Origin of the sequence: Aeromonas sp. 1805 (genome assembly GCF_013085525.1) — a bacterium.
Lineage (GTDB): Bacteria > Pseudomonadota > Gammaproteobacteria > Enterobacterales > Aeromonadaceae > Aeromonas > Aeromonas hydrophila.
Map to the genome: position 1 here is coordinate 1518173 of NZ_CP038515.1, position 17810 is coordinate 1535982.

15 protein-coding genes are annotated in these 17810 nt (G+C 63.2%); 9 read left to right on the plus strand and 6 right to left on the minus strand.

What is annotated here, in order from left to right:
- Positions 1–156 precede the first annotated feature (156 nt).
- The 5 genes from kdpA to E5E96_RS07235 all read left to right on the plus strand — a co-directional run bounded on the left by kdpA (position 157) and on the right by E5E96_RS07235 (position 7946).
- On the plus strand, positions 157–1839 hold the full coding sequence (kdpA, locus tag E5E96_RS07215; protein WP_171281832.1) for a potassium-transporting ATPase subunit KdpA: 1683 nt from the start codon (positions 157–159) through the stop codon (positions 1837–1839).
- 55 nt (positions 1840–1894) lie between these two features.
- Entirely contained in the window at positions 1895–3952 is a 2058-nt protein-coding gene (gene kdpB, locus E5E96_RS07220) for a potassium-transporting ATPase subunit KdpB (protein ID WP_171281833.1), read from the plus strand.
- A gap of 60 nt (positions 3953–4012) precedes the next feature.
- A complete protein-coding gene (locus E5E96_RS07225) occupies positions 4013–4540 on the plus strand; it encodes a potassium-transporting ATPase subunit C (protein ID WP_171281834.1) in 528 nt (175 codons plus the stop codon).
- A gap of 103 nt (positions 4541–4643) precedes the next feature.
- Positions 4644–7232, plus strand: a complete 2589-nt coding sequence (locus E5E96_RS07230) for a sensor histidine kinase KdpD (RefSeq protein WP_171281835.1) — start codon at positions 4644–4646, stop codon at positions 7230–7232.
- A gap of 30 nt (positions 7233–7262) precedes the next feature.
- The gene (locus E5E96_RS07235) at positions 7263–7946 is read left to right on the plus strand and encodes a response regulator (RefSeq protein WP_024946253.1); all 684 of its coding nucleotides are present in this window, start codon (positions 7263–7265) and stop codon (positions 7944–7946) included.
- Positions 7947–8042: 96 nt separating this feature from the next.
- On the opposite strand, the gene E5E96_RS07240 is transcribed toward E5E96_RS07235, so the two are convergent.
- Entirely contained in the window at positions 8043–9170 is a 1128-nt protein-coding gene (locus E5E96_RS07240) for a multidrug effflux MFS transporter (protein ID WP_171281836.1), read from the minus strand.
- A gap of 92 nt (positions 9171–9262) precedes the next feature.
- Between E5E96_RS07240 and E5E96_RS07245 the strand changes: the two genes are divergently transcribed.
- Positions 9263–10087, plus strand: coding sequence for a helix-turn-helix domain-containing protein (locus tag E5E96_RS07245; RefSeq protein WP_171281837.1), 825 nt, complete (start codon positions 9263–9265; stop codon positions 10085–10087).
- On the opposite strand, the gene E5E96_RS07250 is transcribed toward E5E96_RS07245, so the two are convergent.
- Positions 10017–10250, minus strand: coding sequence for a hypothetical protein (locus E5E96_RS07250; protein WP_016348875.1), 234 nt, complete (start codon positions 10248–10250; stop codon positions 10017–10019). The two genes, E5E96_RS07245 and E5E96_RS07250, sit on opposite strands and share 71 nt — an antisense overlap.
- Before the next feature lie 283 nt (positions 10251–10533).
- Between E5E96_RS07250 and E5E96_RS07255 the strand changes: the two genes are divergently transcribed.
- Positions 10534–11784, plus strand: coding sequence for a valine--pyruvate transaminase (locus E5E96_RS07255; protein ID WP_045788723.1), 1251 nt, complete (start codon positions 10534–10536; stop codon positions 11782–11784).
- 72 nt (positions 11785–11856) lie between these two features.
- On the opposite strand, the gene E5E96_RS07260 is transcribed toward E5E96_RS07255, so the two are convergent.
- Positions 11857–12294: an Hsp20 family protein gene (locus E5E96_RS07260; protein WP_171281838.1), complete on the minus strand. Its 438-nt coding sequence runs from the start codon at positions 12292–12294 to the stop codon at positions 11857–11859.
- A 92-nt stretch (positions 12295–12386) separates the two neighbouring features.
- A complete protein-coding gene (locus E5E96_RS07265) occupies positions 12387–12800 on the minus strand; it encodes an Hsp20 family protein (protein WP_010635612.1) in 414 nt (137 codons plus the stop codon).
- Positions 12801–13034: 234 nt separating this feature from the next.
- On the opposite strand from E5E96_RS07265, the gene E5E96_RS07270 reads away from it, so the two are divergent.
- Positions 13035–13739: a YafY family protein gene (locus E5E96_RS07270; protein WP_171281839.1), complete on the plus strand. Its 705-nt coding sequence runs from the start codon at positions 13035–13037 to the stop codon at positions 13737–13739.
- 66 nt (positions 13740–13805) lie between these two features.
- Positions 13806–14183, plus strand: coding sequence for a VOC family protein (locus E5E96_RS07275; RefSeq protein ID WP_043126197.1), 378 nt, complete (start codon positions 13806–13808; stop codon positions 14181–14183).
- Positions 14184–14298: 115 nt separating this feature from the next.
- Here the strand turns inward: E5E96_RS07275 and gyrB are convergent, their stop codons facing one another.
- Both gyrB and recF read right to left on the minus strand, forming a co-directional pair.
- Positions 14299–16710, minus strand: a complete 2412-nt coding sequence (gene gyrB / locus E5E96_RS07280; RefSeq protein WP_171281840.1) for a DNA topoisomerase (ATP-hydrolyzing) subunit B — start codon at positions 16708–16710, stop codon at positions 14299–14301.
- On the minus strand, positions 16707–17810 hold the full coding sequence (gene recF, locus E5E96_RS07285; protein ID WP_171281841.1) for a DNA replication/repair protein RecF: 1104 nt from the start codon (positions 17808–17810) through the stop codon (positions 16707–16709). The genes gyrB and recF overlap by 4 nt, the downstream gene beginning before the upstream one ends.

The window sequence follows — 17810 nt, forward strand, 5'->3', positions numbered from 1 at the left end:
AATGAGACCTATGGGATCGACACGGATATGCATCGATCCCTGACGCTAATTACCTCAACGGAGTCGTTATGAATTGGCTATATCTGCTGCTGGTCCTCGCCCTCGCGGGTTATCTGCTGCGCGCCCTCGCGCGCACCCATGAGTGAGGAACCGGATATGTGGCAAGAGATCATCTATCCCGTCGCGTTCGTGCTGCTGGTGCTGCTGCCGGCGCCTCTGCTTGGCAACTACCTGTATCGGGTATTTGAAGGAAAGAGTCGCTGGCTGGCCCCGCTTGAGCGCGCCACCCTGGCCTGCTGCGGCACGGACGGGCGCGAGCAGGACTGGAAGTCCTACGCCCTCAGCCTGCTGGCCTTCAACGGCGCCGGCTTCGGCCTGCTGTTCCTGATCCTGCTGGCGCAGGGTCTGCTGCCCCTCAACCCGCAGCAGCTGCCCGGACTGAACTGGCAACTCGCCTTCAACACCGCGGTCAGCTTCATGACCAACACCAACTGGCAGGCCTACTCCGGCGAAGCCAGCCTCTCCTACTTCAGCCAGATGGTGGGGCTCACCACCCAGAACTTCGTCTCCGCCGCCACCGGCGCCGCGGTCGCCATCGCCCTGTTTCGCGGCATCGCCCGCCAGCAGACCACCCACCTCGGCAACTTCTGGCAGGATCTGGTGCGTTTCTGTCTCTACGTGCTGCTGCCGATGGCGCTGATCCTGGCGCTGCTGCTGGTCTGGCAGGGGGTGCCCCAGAGCCTGTCGGCCTACCTGCCGTTCCACGGGCTAGAAGGCCAGGAGCAACTGCTGCCGCTCGGCCCGGCGGCCTCCCAGATCGCCATCAAGCAGCTCGGCTCCAACGGCGGCGGCTTCTTCGGCATCAACTCGGCCCATCCGTTCGAGAACCCGACCGCCCTCTCCAACTGGCTGGAGATGGTCGCCCTGCTGACGCTGGCCGCCGCCATGGTCTGCACCCTGGGGCGCTACGTGAAGGATCTGGCCCACAGCCGCGCCATCCTCATCGCCATGACCATCATGCTGGTGCTGGGGCTCTGTCTCGCCATCGGCCAGGAGCTGAAACCGGATCCGGCCCTCGCCCACCTCACCAGCGAAGCCGGCAACTGGGAAGGCAAGGAGAGCCGCTTCGGCCCCGTGCTGTCCAGCATCTGGGAAGTGGCCACCACCGCCGCCTCCAACGGCTCGGTCAACGCCATGCACGACAGCTTCGCCCCGCTCGCCGGCATGGTCGCCATGATCAACATGCTGCTGGGTGAAGTGGTGTTCGGCGGCGTCGGTGCCGGCATCTACGGCATGATGCTGTTCGTGCTGCTGACCGTGTTCCTGTGCGGCCTGATGGTGGGGCGTACCCCCACCTATCTGGGCAAGCGGCTCGGCATCACCGAGATGAAGTGGGTGGTCGCCAGCATGCTGGTGATGCCGGTCGGGGTATTGGTGATCGGCGGCATTACCCTGCTGATGCCGAACTCCGCCACCGTCATCGGTCACGACGGCCCCCACGGCCTGTCCCGGCTGATCTATGCCTACGCCTCGGCCGCCGGCAACAACGGCTCCGCCTTCGCCGGCTTTGCCGCCGCCGACAGCTGGCAGTGCATCGCCATCGGGCTGGCCATGCTGCTCGGCCGCTTCGGCTACATCATTCCGGTGCTGGCCATCGCCGGCCAGCTGGCCCGCGCCCCGCGCCAGGAGACGAGCGAAGGGGACTTCCCGATCAGCGGCCCGCTCTTCATCACCCTGCTGATCGTCACCGTGCTGCTGATGGGGGGGCTCTCCTTCCTGCCGGTACTGGCGCTGGGCCCGGTGGCGGAACACCTGAGCCTGCTGGGAGGTGCCCTCTGATGCTGCACACCCGACTGATCTGCGTGACCAACTATTCGATGCAGGGAGCTTTCCAATGAGCAAGTCCGCTTCAATGAGCACCGACACCCTCAAGGTGAAGGGCAAGAAACAGAAATCACAGATCCTGCAGGCCATGGTGGAAGCCCTCTATCGCTTCAACCCCAAGGCGCTGTTCGGCAGCCCCATCCTGTTCACCCTCTGGCTGGCGGCCGTGATGGCGACCCTGGAGTCCCTGCTGGGGCAGCCGTTCTCCGGCGTTGCTCCTTCGCTGGCCTGGCAGCTGACCGCCTGGCTCTGGCTCACCCTCTGGTTTGCCAACTTCGCCGAGACCCTGGCCGAGGGGCGCGGCAAAGCGCGGGCCGACAGCCTGAAGGCCGGCATGAGCCAGCTCAAGGCACGTCGGGTCACCAGCCCGCAGGATGACAAGGGCGAATGGGTACCGGCCACCAGCCTGCTCAAGGGCGACCTGGTGCTGGTGCGCAGCGGCGAGATGATCCCGGCCGATGGCGAAGTGGTCGCCGGCATCGCCTCGGTCAACGAGGCGGCCATCACCGGCGAATCCGCTCCCGTCATCCGCGAGTCGGGCACCGATCGCAGCGGCGTGACCGGCAACACTACCGTCGTCTCCGACCAGATCTGGGTACACATCAGCAACAACCCGGGCGAAAGCACGCTGGATCGGATGATTGCGCTGGTGGAAGGAGCCAAGCGGCAGAAGACCCCCAACGAGATGGCGCTGGACGCCCTGCTGGTGGGGCTGACCCTGATCTTCCTGCTGGTGGTGGCCACCCTGCCCTGGTTCCTCGACTACAACGGCACCCAGGTGCCCCGGCTCTATCTGCTGGCGCTGTTCATCACCCTGATCCCGACCACCATCGGCGGTCTGCTCTCCGCCATCGGCATCGCCGGCATGGACCGGCTGGTGAAGCTCAACGTGATCGCCAAGTCGGGCCGGGCGGTGGAAGCCGCCGGCGACGTGCGTACCCTGCTGCTGGACAAGACCGGCACCATCACCTTCGGCAACCGGATGGCGGACGAACTGATCCCGGCCCCCGGCGTGGACCCCTCCCTGCTGGCCCAGGCCGCCATGCTGGCCTCGCTCGGCGACAATACGCCGGAGGGCAAATCCATCCTGACCCTGGCGGGCAAGAGCCATACCAGACCGAGCCAGCTGGAGAGCGACATCCTCATCCCCTTCAGCGCCGAGACCCGGCTGAGCGGGCTGGATCGCAACGGCCATCACTATCGCAAGGGGGCGGTGGATGCTGTGCTGCTCTACCTCTCGCTCGATCGCAAGGCGGTGCCCGAGCTCATCCTCAAATCGGTGGACAACATCGCCCGCCAGGGCGGTACCCCGCTGCTGGTCTGCACCCACGAGAAGCTGCTGGGGGTAGTGTTCCTCAAGGACATCATCAAGCCGGGCATCAAGGCACGCTTCCAGATCCTGCGCCACATGGGGATCCGCACCGTGATGATCACAGGTGACAACCCGCTGACCGCCGCCGCCATCGCCGCCGAGGCCGGGGTGGACGACTTCATCGCCGAGGCGACGCCGGAGAAGAAGCTGGCCTACATCCGCCAGGAGCAGGCCGACGGCCGCCTGGTCGCCATGTGCGGGGACGGCGCCAACGACGCCCCGGCGCTGGCCCAGGCTGACGTGGGGCTGGCCATGAACGAGGGGACCCAGGCCGCCAAGGAGGCGGGCAACCTGGTGGATCTCGACTCCAACCCCACCAAGCTGCTGGACGTGGTGCTGGTGGGCAAGCAGCTGCTGGTGACCCGCGGCGCCCTGACCACCTTCTCCATCGCCAACGACGTGGCCAAGTACTTCGCCATCCTGCCGGCCCTGTTCATCGCCGCCTATCCGCCGCTGGGGGTGTTGAACCTGATGCAGCTGGGCAGCCCCGGGAGCGCCATCCTGTCGGCCATCATCTTCAACGCCCTGATCATCGTCGCACTGGTGCCACTGGCCCTGCGCGGGGTCAGCCTGCAGGGCTCGGCCGCCAGCCTGCTGCGCCGCAACCTGCTGATCTACGGCGTCGGCGGCCTGATAGTGCCCTTCATAGGCATCAAGTTGATCGACCTGGTCATCACCGGCCTGGGGCTGGTGTAACGGCATTACCGGATGCGGGACAGACCCGCATCCACCCAACGCATTTGGAGCAAGAAAATCATGATAGCAATCAGAACCCTGCTGACCCTGACCCTGCTGCTGGGGGTAGCGTATCCGCTGGCCGTCACCGGGCTGGCCCAGCTGCTCTTCCCCTGGCAGGCCAACGGCAGCCTGCTCACCAACGCCAAACAGCAGGTGGTCGGCAGCGCCCTGCTGGCACAGAAGTTCGAGCGGGCCGACTACTTCCACTCCCGCCCCTCCGCCAGCGACTTCGCCACCATAGGCGGAGGTGCCAGCAACCTGGGGATGAGCTCGCCGCTGCGGGCCGAGTTTGCCGCCGCGGCAGCCAGGGCGCAGCCAGAAGCCAGGGTCCCCGCCCTGCTGACCCGCTCCGCCTCCGGCCTCGATCCCCATCTGCCGATCGATGCAGCCCTGGCTCAAGTAAAGCGGGTCGCCGGGCAACGCGGGCTGGATCCCGTTCAATTGACGGAGCAGGTCAAGTCGGCGGCACAAGCTGGTATCCTTGGCCCGCAGGTGGTCAACATTCTCCAGTTGAACCTGCAACTCGATCATCAAAAGGGCGCCTGAGGGCGCTCCTTGCCGTTCGGGACAGGCTCCCTTTCGACAACGGGGACAAGCATGAGCAATGAGGTCACGGCCGCAGTTCGGCCGATGCAACGGGAGCACGGGGATGCGTGATGAGTTGAGGGCGGACGCCCTGCTGGCGAGCCTGGAACAGGAGCACAGGGGCAAGCTGAAGGTGTTTCTCGGTGCCGCCCCCGGCGTCGGCAAGACCTACGCCATGCTGCAGGCGGTGCGGGAGCAGGCCAAGGAGGGGGTCGACATCCTGATCGGGGTGGTGGAGACCCACGGCCGCCAGGAGACCCTGGCCCTGCTCGACAAGCTCGCCATCCAGCCGCGCAAGCTGCACCTGCACCGCCAGCAACGACTGGAGGAGATGGATCTGGACGGCCTGCTGGCCCGCAAGCCCGCCATCGCCGTGGTGGACGAACTGGCCCACAGCAACGCCCCCGGCAGCCGCCACGAGAAGCGCTGGCAGGATGTGGAGGAGTTGCTGGGCGCCGGCATCGACGTCTACACCACCCTAAACGTGCAGCACCTGGAGAGCCTCAACGATCTGGTGTGGCAGCTGACCGGGGTCAGGGTCAAGGAGACCCTGCCGGATCAGGTGCTGCTGGAAGCCGACAGCCTGGTGCTGATCGACCTCCCCCCCAAAGAGCTGCTCGGCCGTCTCAAGGAGGGCAAGGTCTATGTGCCCCATCAGGCCAAGGCCGCCCTGCAGTCTTTTTTCTCTCTCAACAACCTGACTGCCCTGCGCGAGCTGGCGATGCAGACCGCCGCCAGCCACGTGGAGGGGGATCTGCAGCTGCAGTGGCAGGCCGCCGGCAAGACCACTCTGCCGCTGCGAGGCAAGCTGATGGTCTGCCTCGGCGATCAGCACGGCGCGGCCCTGGTGCGATATGGCCACCGCTTCGCCCAGCGCCGCCAGCTACCCTGGCTGGTGGTGCACATCGACAGCAAGGGGCAGCGCTCGGTCGAGCTGGAGCAGGCGCTGGCGCTCGCTTCCCAGCTGGGGGCCAAGGTGCTGACCCTCTCCAGTCCGGCGGTGGCCGACACCCTGCTGGAGACCGCCGAGCAGCAGCAGGTATCGCAACTGCTGCTGGGCAAACCCCACAAGGCACCCTGGCGTCGCTCGCTGGTGCAACATCTGCTCAAGCAGGCGCAAGGACTCGAGATCACGCTGGTGGATACCGAGAAGCGCAAGCCCAGCCTGGGCTTGCAGCCGCTCCACCCCAAGGACATTCGCCAGAGCCTGCTGGCGGTGGCCATCATGGGGACCACCTCGGCCGCCGTCTGGGGCCTCTCCCACTGGCTGCCGCCCGCCTCCCTGCCCATGCTGTTCGTGCTGGGGGTGCTGGCCACCGCGCTCACCACCAGCCTGATGCCCGCCATCCTGGCTGCGGTGCTGGGCTTCGTCGGCCACAATCTGCTGTTCACCGCCCCCTACTTCTCTTTGAGCGTGGCCAGCCACAGCGATCTGCTCACTCTGTTCGTGCTGCTGATCGTCGGCATCACGGCCGGGCGGCTCGCCTCCCGTCAGCGGCAACAGCTGATCGGCCTGCGCGAGACCCAGCAACTGGGCAACGCCCTGCTGTCGCTGAGCCAGGGGCTGGCCACCGCCAGCAGCCCGGAAGAGGTGCTCAGACAGGGATCCCAGGCCATCTCGCTGGCACTGGGCCAGCCGGTGTTCGCCCTCGATCAGCACTACCAGCACAGGGCCGGCTCGACCCAGCACAAGCCGGGGCAGACCGACAAGGCGGCCATCGACTGGTGTCTGGCCCAGAAACAGAGCGCCGGCGCCCACACCGCCACCCTCAACGCGGCCGAAGCCCAGTACCACCACCTCAGCGATGAACTGGTGCTGGGGATAGTGCTGGCCAATCCGCTCGCCTCCTCGGCCGAGCATCAGCTGCAGGCCCTGCTCACCGATATCCGCGCCGCGCTGGCCCGGATCGATCTCAACGAACGGCTGGCCGACAGCCAGCTGCAGGCGGAGACCGACCGGATGCGCGCCGCCCTGCTCTCCTCGGTTTCGCACGATCTGAAGACGCCACTGGCCACCATCATGGGGGCCGGCAGCACCCTGCTGGAATATGGTGACCGGATCAGCAGCGAAGATCGCAGCGAGCTGCTGCACTCGGTGCAGGACGAGGCGCGCCGCCTGCACAGCTATGTGCAGAACCTGCTGGACATGACCCGCATCGGCTCGCCGGATTTCCAGCTGAAACGGGACTGGGTCGACCTGGCGGATCTGGTGGAGAACGCCCGCCGCCGGCTCGACTCCTCCTGGCGCCAGCACAAGCTGCTGGTGCACTTCGATCAGCAGATCCCCCGGCTCTATGTGCACGGCGCCCTGATCGAGCAGGTGCTGGTCAACATTCTCGACAACGCCTCCCGCTATTCGCCGGCCGGCACCCCCATCGAGTTCAAGGTGATGCTGGCGGACCCCGATCTCATCCTCGACATCATCGACATCGGGGTCGGCATTGCCGAGTCGGATCGGGACAAGATCTTCAATCTGTTCTACACCCAGCCAGTTGGCGACTGCGGCAGCCGCGGCACCGGGCTTGGCCTCGCCATTTCCCGCGCTATGATAGAGGCCCACGGCGGCCGCATCTGGGCATTTTCCGGCCCCAACGGCAACGGCACCTGCATGCGCATCTCCCTGCCGCTGGCGCTCAATGCAGCCGCGGCCTGAACATTTTTACTCTATCCAGCTGGAGGCTGAATGGCTCACATACTGGTCATCGACGACGAGGCGGCCATCCGCCGTTTTTTGCGGATCAGCCTGATCGCCGAGGGGCATCAGGTGAGCGAGGCGGTCGGCGTCAACGAGGGGCTGGCGCAGTATCGCCACCTCAATCCCGATCTGGTGATCCTGGACCTCGGCCTGCCGGACGGAGACGGCATCCAGGTGTTGCAGGCCATTCGCGAGCACCATCAGCACCCGGTACTGGTGCTGTCGGCACGGGACTCTGAACAGGAGAAGGTGCGCTTGCTGGATGCGGGAGCCAACGACTACATGAGCAAGCCGTTCGGCATCGGCGAGATGATGGCCCGCATTCGGGTGCTGCTGCGCCAGCGGGCCGGGGTCAGCAGCGGCGAGCTGCGCCACTTCCCCCAGTGCGGGCTGACCCTGGACAGCAGCAGCCACAGGGTCACCCTGGGGGAAGAAGAGGTGCCCCTCTCCCGCAAGGAGTTCGCCCTGCTGCAGGCACTGGTGTGCCACCCCGGCAAGCTGGTACTGCAGACCCAGCTGCTCAACGACATCTGGGGACCGAGCCACAAGGAAGACACCCACTACCTGCGCATCGTCATCGCCAGCCTGCGCAAGAAGCTGGGAGATAACCCCCAGCAACCCACGCTGATCGAAACTGAATCCGGCATCGGCTACCGTTTTATCGGCAGCTGATGTTGCAGCAAGAAGCTGGGCGGCAACATTCCCAGCAACCCACCCTGATCGAGACCGAATCCGGCATCGGCTACCGTTTTATTGGCAGCTGATGTTTCACGTGGAACGACGCCAACCACAGCAGAGAGCCAGCAGACCGCAGCCACCGAGCAGCAGACCGAGATCCTGCAAGCTGGCGGCAACCGCCAACCCCAGACTGAGCAACAGGTAGTAACCGAGCCCGAACAGGGCGCCGGCACTGCCTGCCACCTCCCGATAGGCCAGCAGCGCCTGGCTCAGTACATTGGGGATCGCCAGCCCGAACGCCACCACCACCCCCATCATGGGCAGCAGAAACCAGAGCGAAGTCTGACTGGCCCACACCAGCCAGCCGGACCCCAGCGCCAACGCGGCAGCAAGCCGGATCAGCGAGGCAGGCGACCAGCCACGCCCCAGCAGGCGCTTGTTGAGCAGGCTGCCCCCCAGGGTCGCCAGCGCCAGCAAGATGCCGGAGTAACCAAACTCACCCGCACTCAACCCCAGCCCGGCAAACAGAAAGGGAGCCAGGCTGTAGTAGCCAAACAGCATGGTGTTGAACAGCGCCACCAGAGCCGCGCTGCGCCACAAGGCTGCATCACGCATCATCCGTTGTGCCAGCGGCCAGAGCGCCACCCGCTGGGTGATGGCCGGCCGGGTTTCCGGCAGTTGCCAGCAAGTGACCAGCAGCAATCCGACTGCCAACACCAGCAGGGCGCTGAATACCCCGAGATAGCCGAACCCGCTCGCCAGCTGGCCGCCGCTCACCAGCCCCAGCACCGGACTGAGGGAGAGCGCGATGCCCATCACCGAAAAGACCCGCGCCAGATCGCTGCCCTGATAACTGTCGCGCAGCATGGTCTGGGTCACCACGGAGCCCACGGCGGCGCCGAAAGCGGCGATGACCCGGGCCAACAGCAGGGTTTCAAATTGAGTGGCCAGCAACGCCAGCAGAGTGCCGGCGCCATAGGTCATCAGCCCCGCCAGCATGGCGGGACGCCGCCCGACCAGATCGCACAGTCGGCCCCAGCAGACCACGCCCGCCGCAAACGCCAGAAAATAGACCGACAGGGTCTGGGATGCCTGCTCCTCGCTTACCCGAAACTGGCTGGCGATATGGGTCAGCACCGGGCTGTAGATGGTCTCCACTATCTGCGGAAACATCATCAATCCGACCACCAGCCAGAGCGGTGGCAACTTGTTGTTCATGACAAACCTCCTTCACAAGAGGCCGTCATTCTAGAGTGATGCCGATTGTCCGATTACAATAAACAGGACTATAAACATCAATAATCGGACACATGGCCTTTATTCTTCCCGATCACCCTTTTGACCCGGATCAGCACGACGGCAGCGCCATCGGGATCGCCTCCGCCCTCGGCTGGCACGACTCCGGTCGCCATCAGCACAGGCGTCATCAGCTGCTGTTCGCCCAGGCCGGCTGCATGACCATAGAGCTGGACGATCAGGTCTGCCTGCTGCCGCCGACACGAGCGGCCTGGTTGCCGGCAGGGCTGCCCCATCGGGTGCTGATGCGCGGAGTGGTGGCGTATCGCTCCCTCTACTTCCAGCCGGAGCCCGGCTTGCCGACCGAGATGGCGGTGCTGGCGGTCAACCCGCTGTTGCGGGAGATCATCGAGCGGATGGCGATCTGGCCGTGGGACAAACCGGCAGCGGAGCAGCATTGTACGCTGGCGCTGTTGCAGGAGGAGCTGGCGCAAGCGCCTCGGGAGTCCTGGCAGTTGCCGCTGCCGTCAGACTCGCGTCTGGCCGGCTGGCTGCAGGAAGTGAAGCGGGGCGACACCCTGCCCGATCGGCTCAACCGGCTGGCCGAACGGGTGGGTGCCAGTGACAAGACCATAGGTCGTATCTTCATGCGGGAGACCGGCATGAGCTACCAGGCCTGGCGCCAGCAGTGGCGACTGTTGCGGGCGCTGGAACTGCTGGCCGAGGCCGAACCCATCAGCCGGGTAGCGGCAACGCTGGAGTTCGCCAGCGACAGCGCCTTCATCAGCTTCTTCAGACAACACACGGGGCAGACCCCGCTGCGCTATCTCAACTCTCGGGGTGAGTCGCATCGGCCGAGCTCGCCTCCACCACCAGGGTCTCCAGCGCCAGCGGTTTGAGGTTGTGAATAGCCTCCTCCACCACCGCATGGGAGGCCTGCTGCTGCTGGGCCGCTATCTCCTGCGCCAGCTTGGCGCTGTCCAGTTCGGGTCTGGGGTACTCGTCGGCCATGACGTTCAGGCTCAGGCTGCTGGCAATCAAGGTTGCGATCAGGATTTTCATCTGGTGTGCTCCGGTGTGGTTGAGATGACCAGATAGCTATTCCAATTGTTGTGCCACATCTATAACGACATGATTTTGTTTAAATTAATAATTTTTAAATGGAAGTTGGCGCCAGTTGGAAAACATCCTGTAGTCAGGATTGAACCAACAAGTGGTCATTTTCACCACACTTAATTTTTGTCTGCTGTTCCACGTGGAACGTCCCATTTTTTTGATCGACACCCGCTTTTAAACTGAGCTATGGTGCTAGCTCCCCCGTAACTGACTCTGGATCTGTCACCGAATGGAATTTTCCTTGTTCGGCGAGAAGTTCACTCGCCATGCCGGTATTACCCAACTCATGGATGACCTTAATCAGGGGCTGACCAATCCGGACGCCATCATGCTGGGTGGCGGCAACCCGGCCCCCATCCCCGCCATGCTGGAACGCTTCCAGGCAGAGGCCAAGAGCCTGCTCGACAACGGTGAGCTGGTGAAGGCGATGGCCAACTACGATGGCCCCCAGGGCAAGGACAGGTTCACCAAGGCGCTGGCGGCCCTGCTCAGCAAGGAGCTGGGCTGGGACATCTCCGCCCGCAACATCGCCCTGACCAACGGCAGTCAGAACGCCTTCTTCTATCTGTTCAACCTACTGGCGGGCGAATTTGCCGATGGCCGCAAGAAGAAGGTGCTGTTCCCGCTCGCCCCCGAGTACATCGGCTATGCCGACTCGGCACTGGCGGACGACTACTTCGTGGCCTATAAGCCCACCATAGAGAAGCTGGCCGACGGCCAGTTCAAGTACCACGTGGACTTCGAGAGCCTGCAGGTGGGTGACGACATCGGGGTGATCTGCGTCTCCCGACCCACCAACCCCACCGGCAACGTGCTGACCGATGAAGAGATCGAGCACCTCGATCAGATTGCCCGCGACAAGGGCATTCCGCTGCTGATCGACAACGCCTACGGCGTCCCTTTCCCGGGCATCATCTTCAGCGAGGCCAAGCCGTTCTGGAACGCCAATACCATCCTCTGCATGAGCCTCTCCAAGCTCGGCCTGCCGGGCACCCGCTGCGGCATCGTCATCGCCGACGAAAAGATCATTCAGGCCATCACCAACCTGAGCGGCATCATCAATCTGGCACCGGGCAGTCTGGGCCCCGCCATCACCATTCCGATGATCGAGAGCGGCGAGATCATCGCCCTCAGCGAACAGGTGGTGAAACCCTTCTATCAGCAGAAGGCGGAGCTGGCGGTGCAACTGCTGCGCGAAGCGATCCCCGATCCGCGCTTTCACATCCACAAGCCGGAAGGCGCCCTCTTCCTCTGGCTCTGGTTCGAAGGCCTGCCGATCCACTGTCAGGAGCTGTACGAGCGATTGAAGGCGAAGAACCTGCTGATCGTGCCGGGTCACTACTTCTTCCCCGGCATCGACGACCCCGAGTGGCGCCACAGCCAGGAGTGTATCCGCCTCAACTACTCCCAGAGCGAGGAACTGGTACGCCGTGGCATCGCCATCCTGGCCGACGAGATCAACGCCCTCTACGCCGGCTAAGCCAGTTCGGTGATACAAAAACAGAGAGGCCTGCACATGCAGGCCTCTCTTGTTTATCGCGCGCCGGTTGGCTTAACCGGGCAACGCCAGCTGCTCGGGCTTGCCGATGGGGATGGCACGGGGCTTGAGCGCCTCCGGCAGCTCACGCGCCAGATCGATGGTCAGCAGGCCATGCTCCAGCTTGGCGCCCTGCACTTCCACATGCTGGCTCAGCTTGAAGGCGAGCTCGAAGTCGCGTTCAGCGATCCCCTGATGGAGGAACTGGCGCTCATCGGCGGCGGCTTTGCGCCCCTTCACCTTGAGGGTGCCGTTTTCGGTTTCCAGCTCCAGCTCTTCGCGCTCGAAGCCGGCCACGGCAACCGTGATGCGATAGCCGTCGTGATCGCGCTTTTCGATGTTGTACGGCGGGTAAGAGGCAGTCTTCTGCTCGAACAGACCTTCCAGCTCACGGGCCATCCGCTCGAAGCCGACGGCATTGGAATAGAGATGAGAAAAATCGAGGTTACGCATAATCCTATCCTTCTATAAGCAACAGGTTTCACTTCTCCACGGGCCCGTCATCGGCACCCGGGAAACGTCAACAATTCAATGAGGTCAGGCTATCAGCCGTTGATCTCGATCTTGCGGGGCTTCATCGCCTCGGGCACTTCGCGCACCAGGTCGATGTGAAGCAGACCGTTTTTCAGATCGGCCCCCTTCACCCGCACATAGTCAGCCAGCTGGAAGCGACGCTCGAAACCGCGTTCGGCTATGCCTTGGTAGAGGTAGTTGCGCTCGGTATCGGCCTGCTTGTTGCCCTTCACCGTCAGCAGATTTTCCTGGAAGCTCAGCTCCAGCTCTTCCTGGGTAAAGCCCGCCACCGCCATGCTGATGCGGTAGTCGCTGTCACCCAGCTGCTCGATGTTGTAGGGGGGATAACCGGCATTGCCATTGCTGGCCGCAGATTCGATGAGATTGGCCAGACGATCGAAACCGATGGCAGAACGATAGAGCGGAGAAAAGTCGATAGAACGCATAGTATTATCCTCTTTTGAGCGATAACTGATTGTTTGCCCTCCTGATGGACGGGCGCCTGGTCGAAACCTCTGTCGAGCGTTCCGGCCTTGTTATCTATATAGGGGCCCGCTTTCGGCTTTCAAGGGTCCTGATCGAAAAATCTTCTCGCCGCCCGTTGCAGGCTTTTTCCACATTCAACTTTCTCCCCCAGTCACAACATGGCACCCTGAGCGGAGATCTTGAGGAGCCACATCATGTCCCGTTCCGAACGCCTGCTGGCCCTGCTCCAGCTGCTGCGCGGCCACCGCTACGCCATCACCGGCAGCGAGCTGGCCAGCCAGCTTGGCATCAGTCTGCGCACCCTCTATCGGGATATCGCTACCCTGCAGGCACAGGGCGCCCACATCGAGGGGGAAGCGGGCATCGGCTATGTGCTGCGCCCCGGCTTCACGCTGCCGCCGCTGATGTTCAGTGAAGAGGAGCTGGATGCGCTGGTACTGGGCTCACGCTGGGTGGCGGCCCATGCCGACCATGCCCTCAGCACCGCCGCCAGCAGCGCGCTGGCCAAGATAGATGCCGTGCTACCCGCCGACTACCGTCAACAGCTGCATGCCAATGCCCTGCTGATCGGCACCTCTCGCGGTGACAGCCCCGTCGACGAGGCTCCGCTGCGCAGCGCTATCCGCCAGCAGCGCAAGGTGACCCTGAGCTATCGGGATCTCAAGGAGGAGAGTTCGGAGCGCACCGTCTGGCCCTGTGCCCTCGGCTACTTCGACCAGGTGCGGGTACTGGTGGCCTGGTGCGAGCTGCGCCAGGACTTTCGCCACTTTCGGGTGGACAGGATCAGCGCGATGCGGCTGGAGGCGGAACCTTATCCGGGCAGCCGGGAGCGGCTGCTCAAGGAGTGGCGCGACAGCCAGCAACTCCCACAGCCCAGATTCATTGCTGACAGAAACTGACAGCAGGCAGCGCCATGCTGACGGGGTCGGCGCCGATGCGTCATCTCATCAGCAAGGAGCATCACCATGTTAGTCCCCCAGTTCACCATCCTCTACGTTGCCAACCCGGCTCGCAGCGCGATCTTCTATCGCGAGCTGTTCGGACGCTCACCGGTGGAGGAGTCCCCCACCTTTGCCATGTTCGTGTTCGAATCAGGCGCCAGACTGGCCCTCTGGTCCAGCGCCACGGTCGAGCCCGCCGTGACTCAAACGGCCGGGGCCATGGAGCTGGCCTTCGCCCTCCCCGATGATGCCGCGGTCGATCGCCAGTCTGCCGAGTGGCTGGCGCGCGGACTCACCCTGATCCAGGCACCGACCCGGATGGAGTTTGGCTACACCTGCATGGCGCTCGATCCGGATGGCCATCGTCTTCGCCTCTACTGCCCGGCCCCCGAACTGGGCTGAGCCGGCACCATCAAGACGGAGCCATGTTTCACGTGGAACGTGCCACCTCCTTCGCCAGAAAAACAAAAAGCCGCTCACAGGAGCGGCTTTTTTATATCGAGCTGACAGCGTCGAATTAGACGTCGAGGTTGGCCACGCGCAGGGCGTTGGTCTCGATGAAGTCACGACGTGGCTCAACGGCATCACCCATCAGGGTGGAGAAGAGCTGGTCGGCACCGACGGCGTCGTCGATGGTCACGCGCAGCATGCGACGGGCTTCCGGATCCATGGTGGTTTCCCACAGCTGGTCCGGGTTCATCTCGCCCAGCCCTTTATAGCGCTGGATGTAGATGCCACGCTTGCCTTCGCCCATCAGCCACTCGACCGCTTCCACGAAGCTGGCGACCGGCTTCACCTTCTCGCCACGCTTGATGTAACCACCTTCCTCGATCAGGTTGGCGATCTCCTTGCCCAGCGAGACCAGCTGACGGTACTCGGAGGATTGCAGGAAGTCGTAGCTGAGCGGGTATTCGCGGTCAACCCCGTGCTGGCGTACCACGGCGTGCGGCACGAACAGACGGCGCTCTTCGTCGTGGCGTACCTGCATCTGATACTGGATGCCGTGGTTGCTCTCGTTGAGCACGGCTTCCATGCTCTGGCACCAGGCCAGCAGGTCGCTCTCGTTGCTCAGCAGCGCTTCGTTCAGCTCCGGCTGATAGATCAGCTGGGTCAGCACGGCTTCCGGCGCGCGGCGGGACATGCGGGTGATCAGGTGAGTCACCGAGCGATGCTGGTTGACCAGACGCTCCAGCGCCTCGCCACCGATGGCCGGGGCAGACTCGTTGACGTGCAGGGTCGCACCGTCCAGTGCCATGGCAGTCTGGTACTGCAGCAGCGCATCTTCGTCTTTCAGATACTGCTCCTGCTTGCCCTTCTTCACCTTGTAGAGCGGCGGCTGGGCGATGTAGACATAGCCACGCTCGATGATTTCCGGCATCTGACGATAGAAGAAGGTCAGCAGCAGGGTACGGATGTGCGCACCATCGACGTCCGCATCGGTCATGATGATGATGTTGTGGTAACGCAGCTTGTCCGGGTTGTACTCGTCACGACCGATGCCACAGCCCAGTGCGGTGATCAGGGTGCCCACCTCCTGGGAGGAGATCATCTTGTCGAAACGGGCCTTCTCCACGTTCAGAATCTTGCCCTTGAGCGGCAGGATGGCCTGGTTCTTCCGGTTGCGACCCTGCTTGGCGGAACCGCCAGCAGAGTCCCCTTCCACTATGTAGAGTTCGGAGAGCGCCGGGTCTTTTTCCTGACAGTCGGCCAGCTTGCCGGGCAGACCGGCGATATCCAGCGCGCCTTTGCGGCGAGTCAGTTCGCGGGCCTTGCGGGCCGCTTCGCGGGCACGGGCCGCATCGATGATCTTGTTGACCACGATCTTGGCATCGCCCGGGTTTTCCAGCAGGAAGTCGGCCAGCTTCTCACCCATCGCCTGTTCGACGGCGGTCTTCACTTCGGAAGAGACCAGCTTGTCCTTGGTCTGGGAGGAGAACTTGGGATCCGGCACCTTGACGGAGATAACGGCAATCAGACCTTCACGCACGTCGTCGCCACTGGCGGCAGACTTGGCCTTCTTGCTGTAGTCCTCTTTGTCCATGTAGGAGTTCAGAGTACGGGTCAGCGCGGTACGGAAGCCCACCAGGTGGGTACCACCATCGCGCTGCGGAATGTTGTTGGTGAAGCAGTAGACCCCTTCCTGATAGGCGTCGTTCCACTGCATCGCTACTTCGACACCGATGCCATCCTGCTCGGTGGTGAAGTGGAACACCTTCGGGTGGATCGGGGTTTTGTTCTGGTTCAGGTATTCGACGAACGCCTTGATGCCGCCTTCGTAGCAGAAGTGCGCCTCGCGGCCGTCACGCTCATCCAGCAGGCGAATGGAGACGCCGGAGTTGAGGAAGGAGAGCTCGCGCAGACGCTTGGCCAGGATCTCGTAGTGGAACAGGGTATCGCTGAAGATGGTCGGGCTCGGCCAGAAGCGGACTTCGGTCCCGGTGCCGGTGCTGTCGCCAATCTGCTTGAGCGGTGCCTGCGGCTCACCCAGGTGATAGGTCTGCTCGTAGACATGGCCGTTGCGACGGATGGTCAGCAGCAGCTTGTCAGAGAGGGCGTTTACCACGGAGACGCCGACGCCATGCAGACCACCGGAGACCTTGTAGGAGTTGTCGTCAAACTTGCCGCCCGCATGCAGCACGGTCATGATGACTTCAGCAGCGGAGCGACCCTCTTCCGGATGGATGTCGACTGGAATACCACGACCGTTGTCACGGACGGAGACGGAACCGTCGGAATGAATCTTGACCTGAATATCGGAGCAGTAGCCGGCCAGAGCCTCGTCAATGGAGTTGTCGACGACCTCGAACACCATGTGGTGCAGACCCGAGCCATCATCCGTATCGCCGATATACATCCCCGGGCGCTTGCGGACCGCATCCAGGCCCTTCAGTACCTTGATATTCGAGGAGTCGTAAGTATTTTCACTCATAGCTTACTCTCTGCCTTCTCTAACGTTTCGGAGATCTTGCCTTGTTCCACGTGGAACAACTTGCAGTCATTCGCATCCATCATGTCTGCGAGCTGACCGGTGTCGATGGCGGTAATGAATACCTGGGACGCACACTGCTTCAGCCTTGCGGCCAGCAACCGGCGCTTGTCGACATCCAGTTCAGAGGCAAAATCATCAATTAAAAAAATACAGCCACGGCTGCTATGTTGATTCAAATAGAGCCCTTGGGCCAGTCGCATGGCACAGACCAGCAACTTCAACTGACCCCTGGACAAAATATCCTGAGCGGGGACGCCGTTCGCCTTGAGTCGCACATCGGCCTTCTGTGGGCCTACTCCTGTGTAACCCAGCGCCCGATCCCGCTCAAACCCCGCCTCCAGCAATTCATTGAGCGGGGTATCTTTTTCCCAGCCTCGATAGAATCCAAGACTGATATCGAATTCCGGCAAAAAATCCGCCGTCATCTCCTTGATCAGGGGCGTAATGGCCTGACAATAACTGGCGCGAAACTCGGCCAATTCACCGCCCAGCCGTACCAATTCCTGATCCCAGTACGCCAGCTGGCGATACTGGCTGCTCTGACGCAGCAGCGCATTGCGCTGTTTCAGCAGCCGACGCACTCGCCCCCACAGGGAGAAGAAGGTCGGCTCCTGATGAAAAACACCCCAGTCGAGCCAGGCTCGACGAGCCTGAGGCCCGCCGGTCAGCAGATTGAAGCCATCTGGATGGATCAACTGCACCGGCAGCAATTCGGCCAGCTCGGCCAGGCGCTGGGCCTGGACACCGGCGATCTTGAGCTGGGTCTCGCCACTCTTGTCCTTGGCGAGGCCGATGGGCACCTGGCGCCCTTCCAGTTCGCACTGGGCAAACAGGGTAAACGCCCTCTCCCCCTGGCGGATGACCCGCCCGGTCAGGTGAGTACGAAAGGAGCGACCGAGACCGAGGTAGTGAATGGCTTCCAGCACGCTGGTCTTGCCGCTGCCGTTGCACCCGACCAGGATATTGAGGCCGGGCGACAGCGCGAGACTGGCCTGCTGGATATTGCGAAAGTCGCTGAGCTGGAGTTTGACCAGGGACAC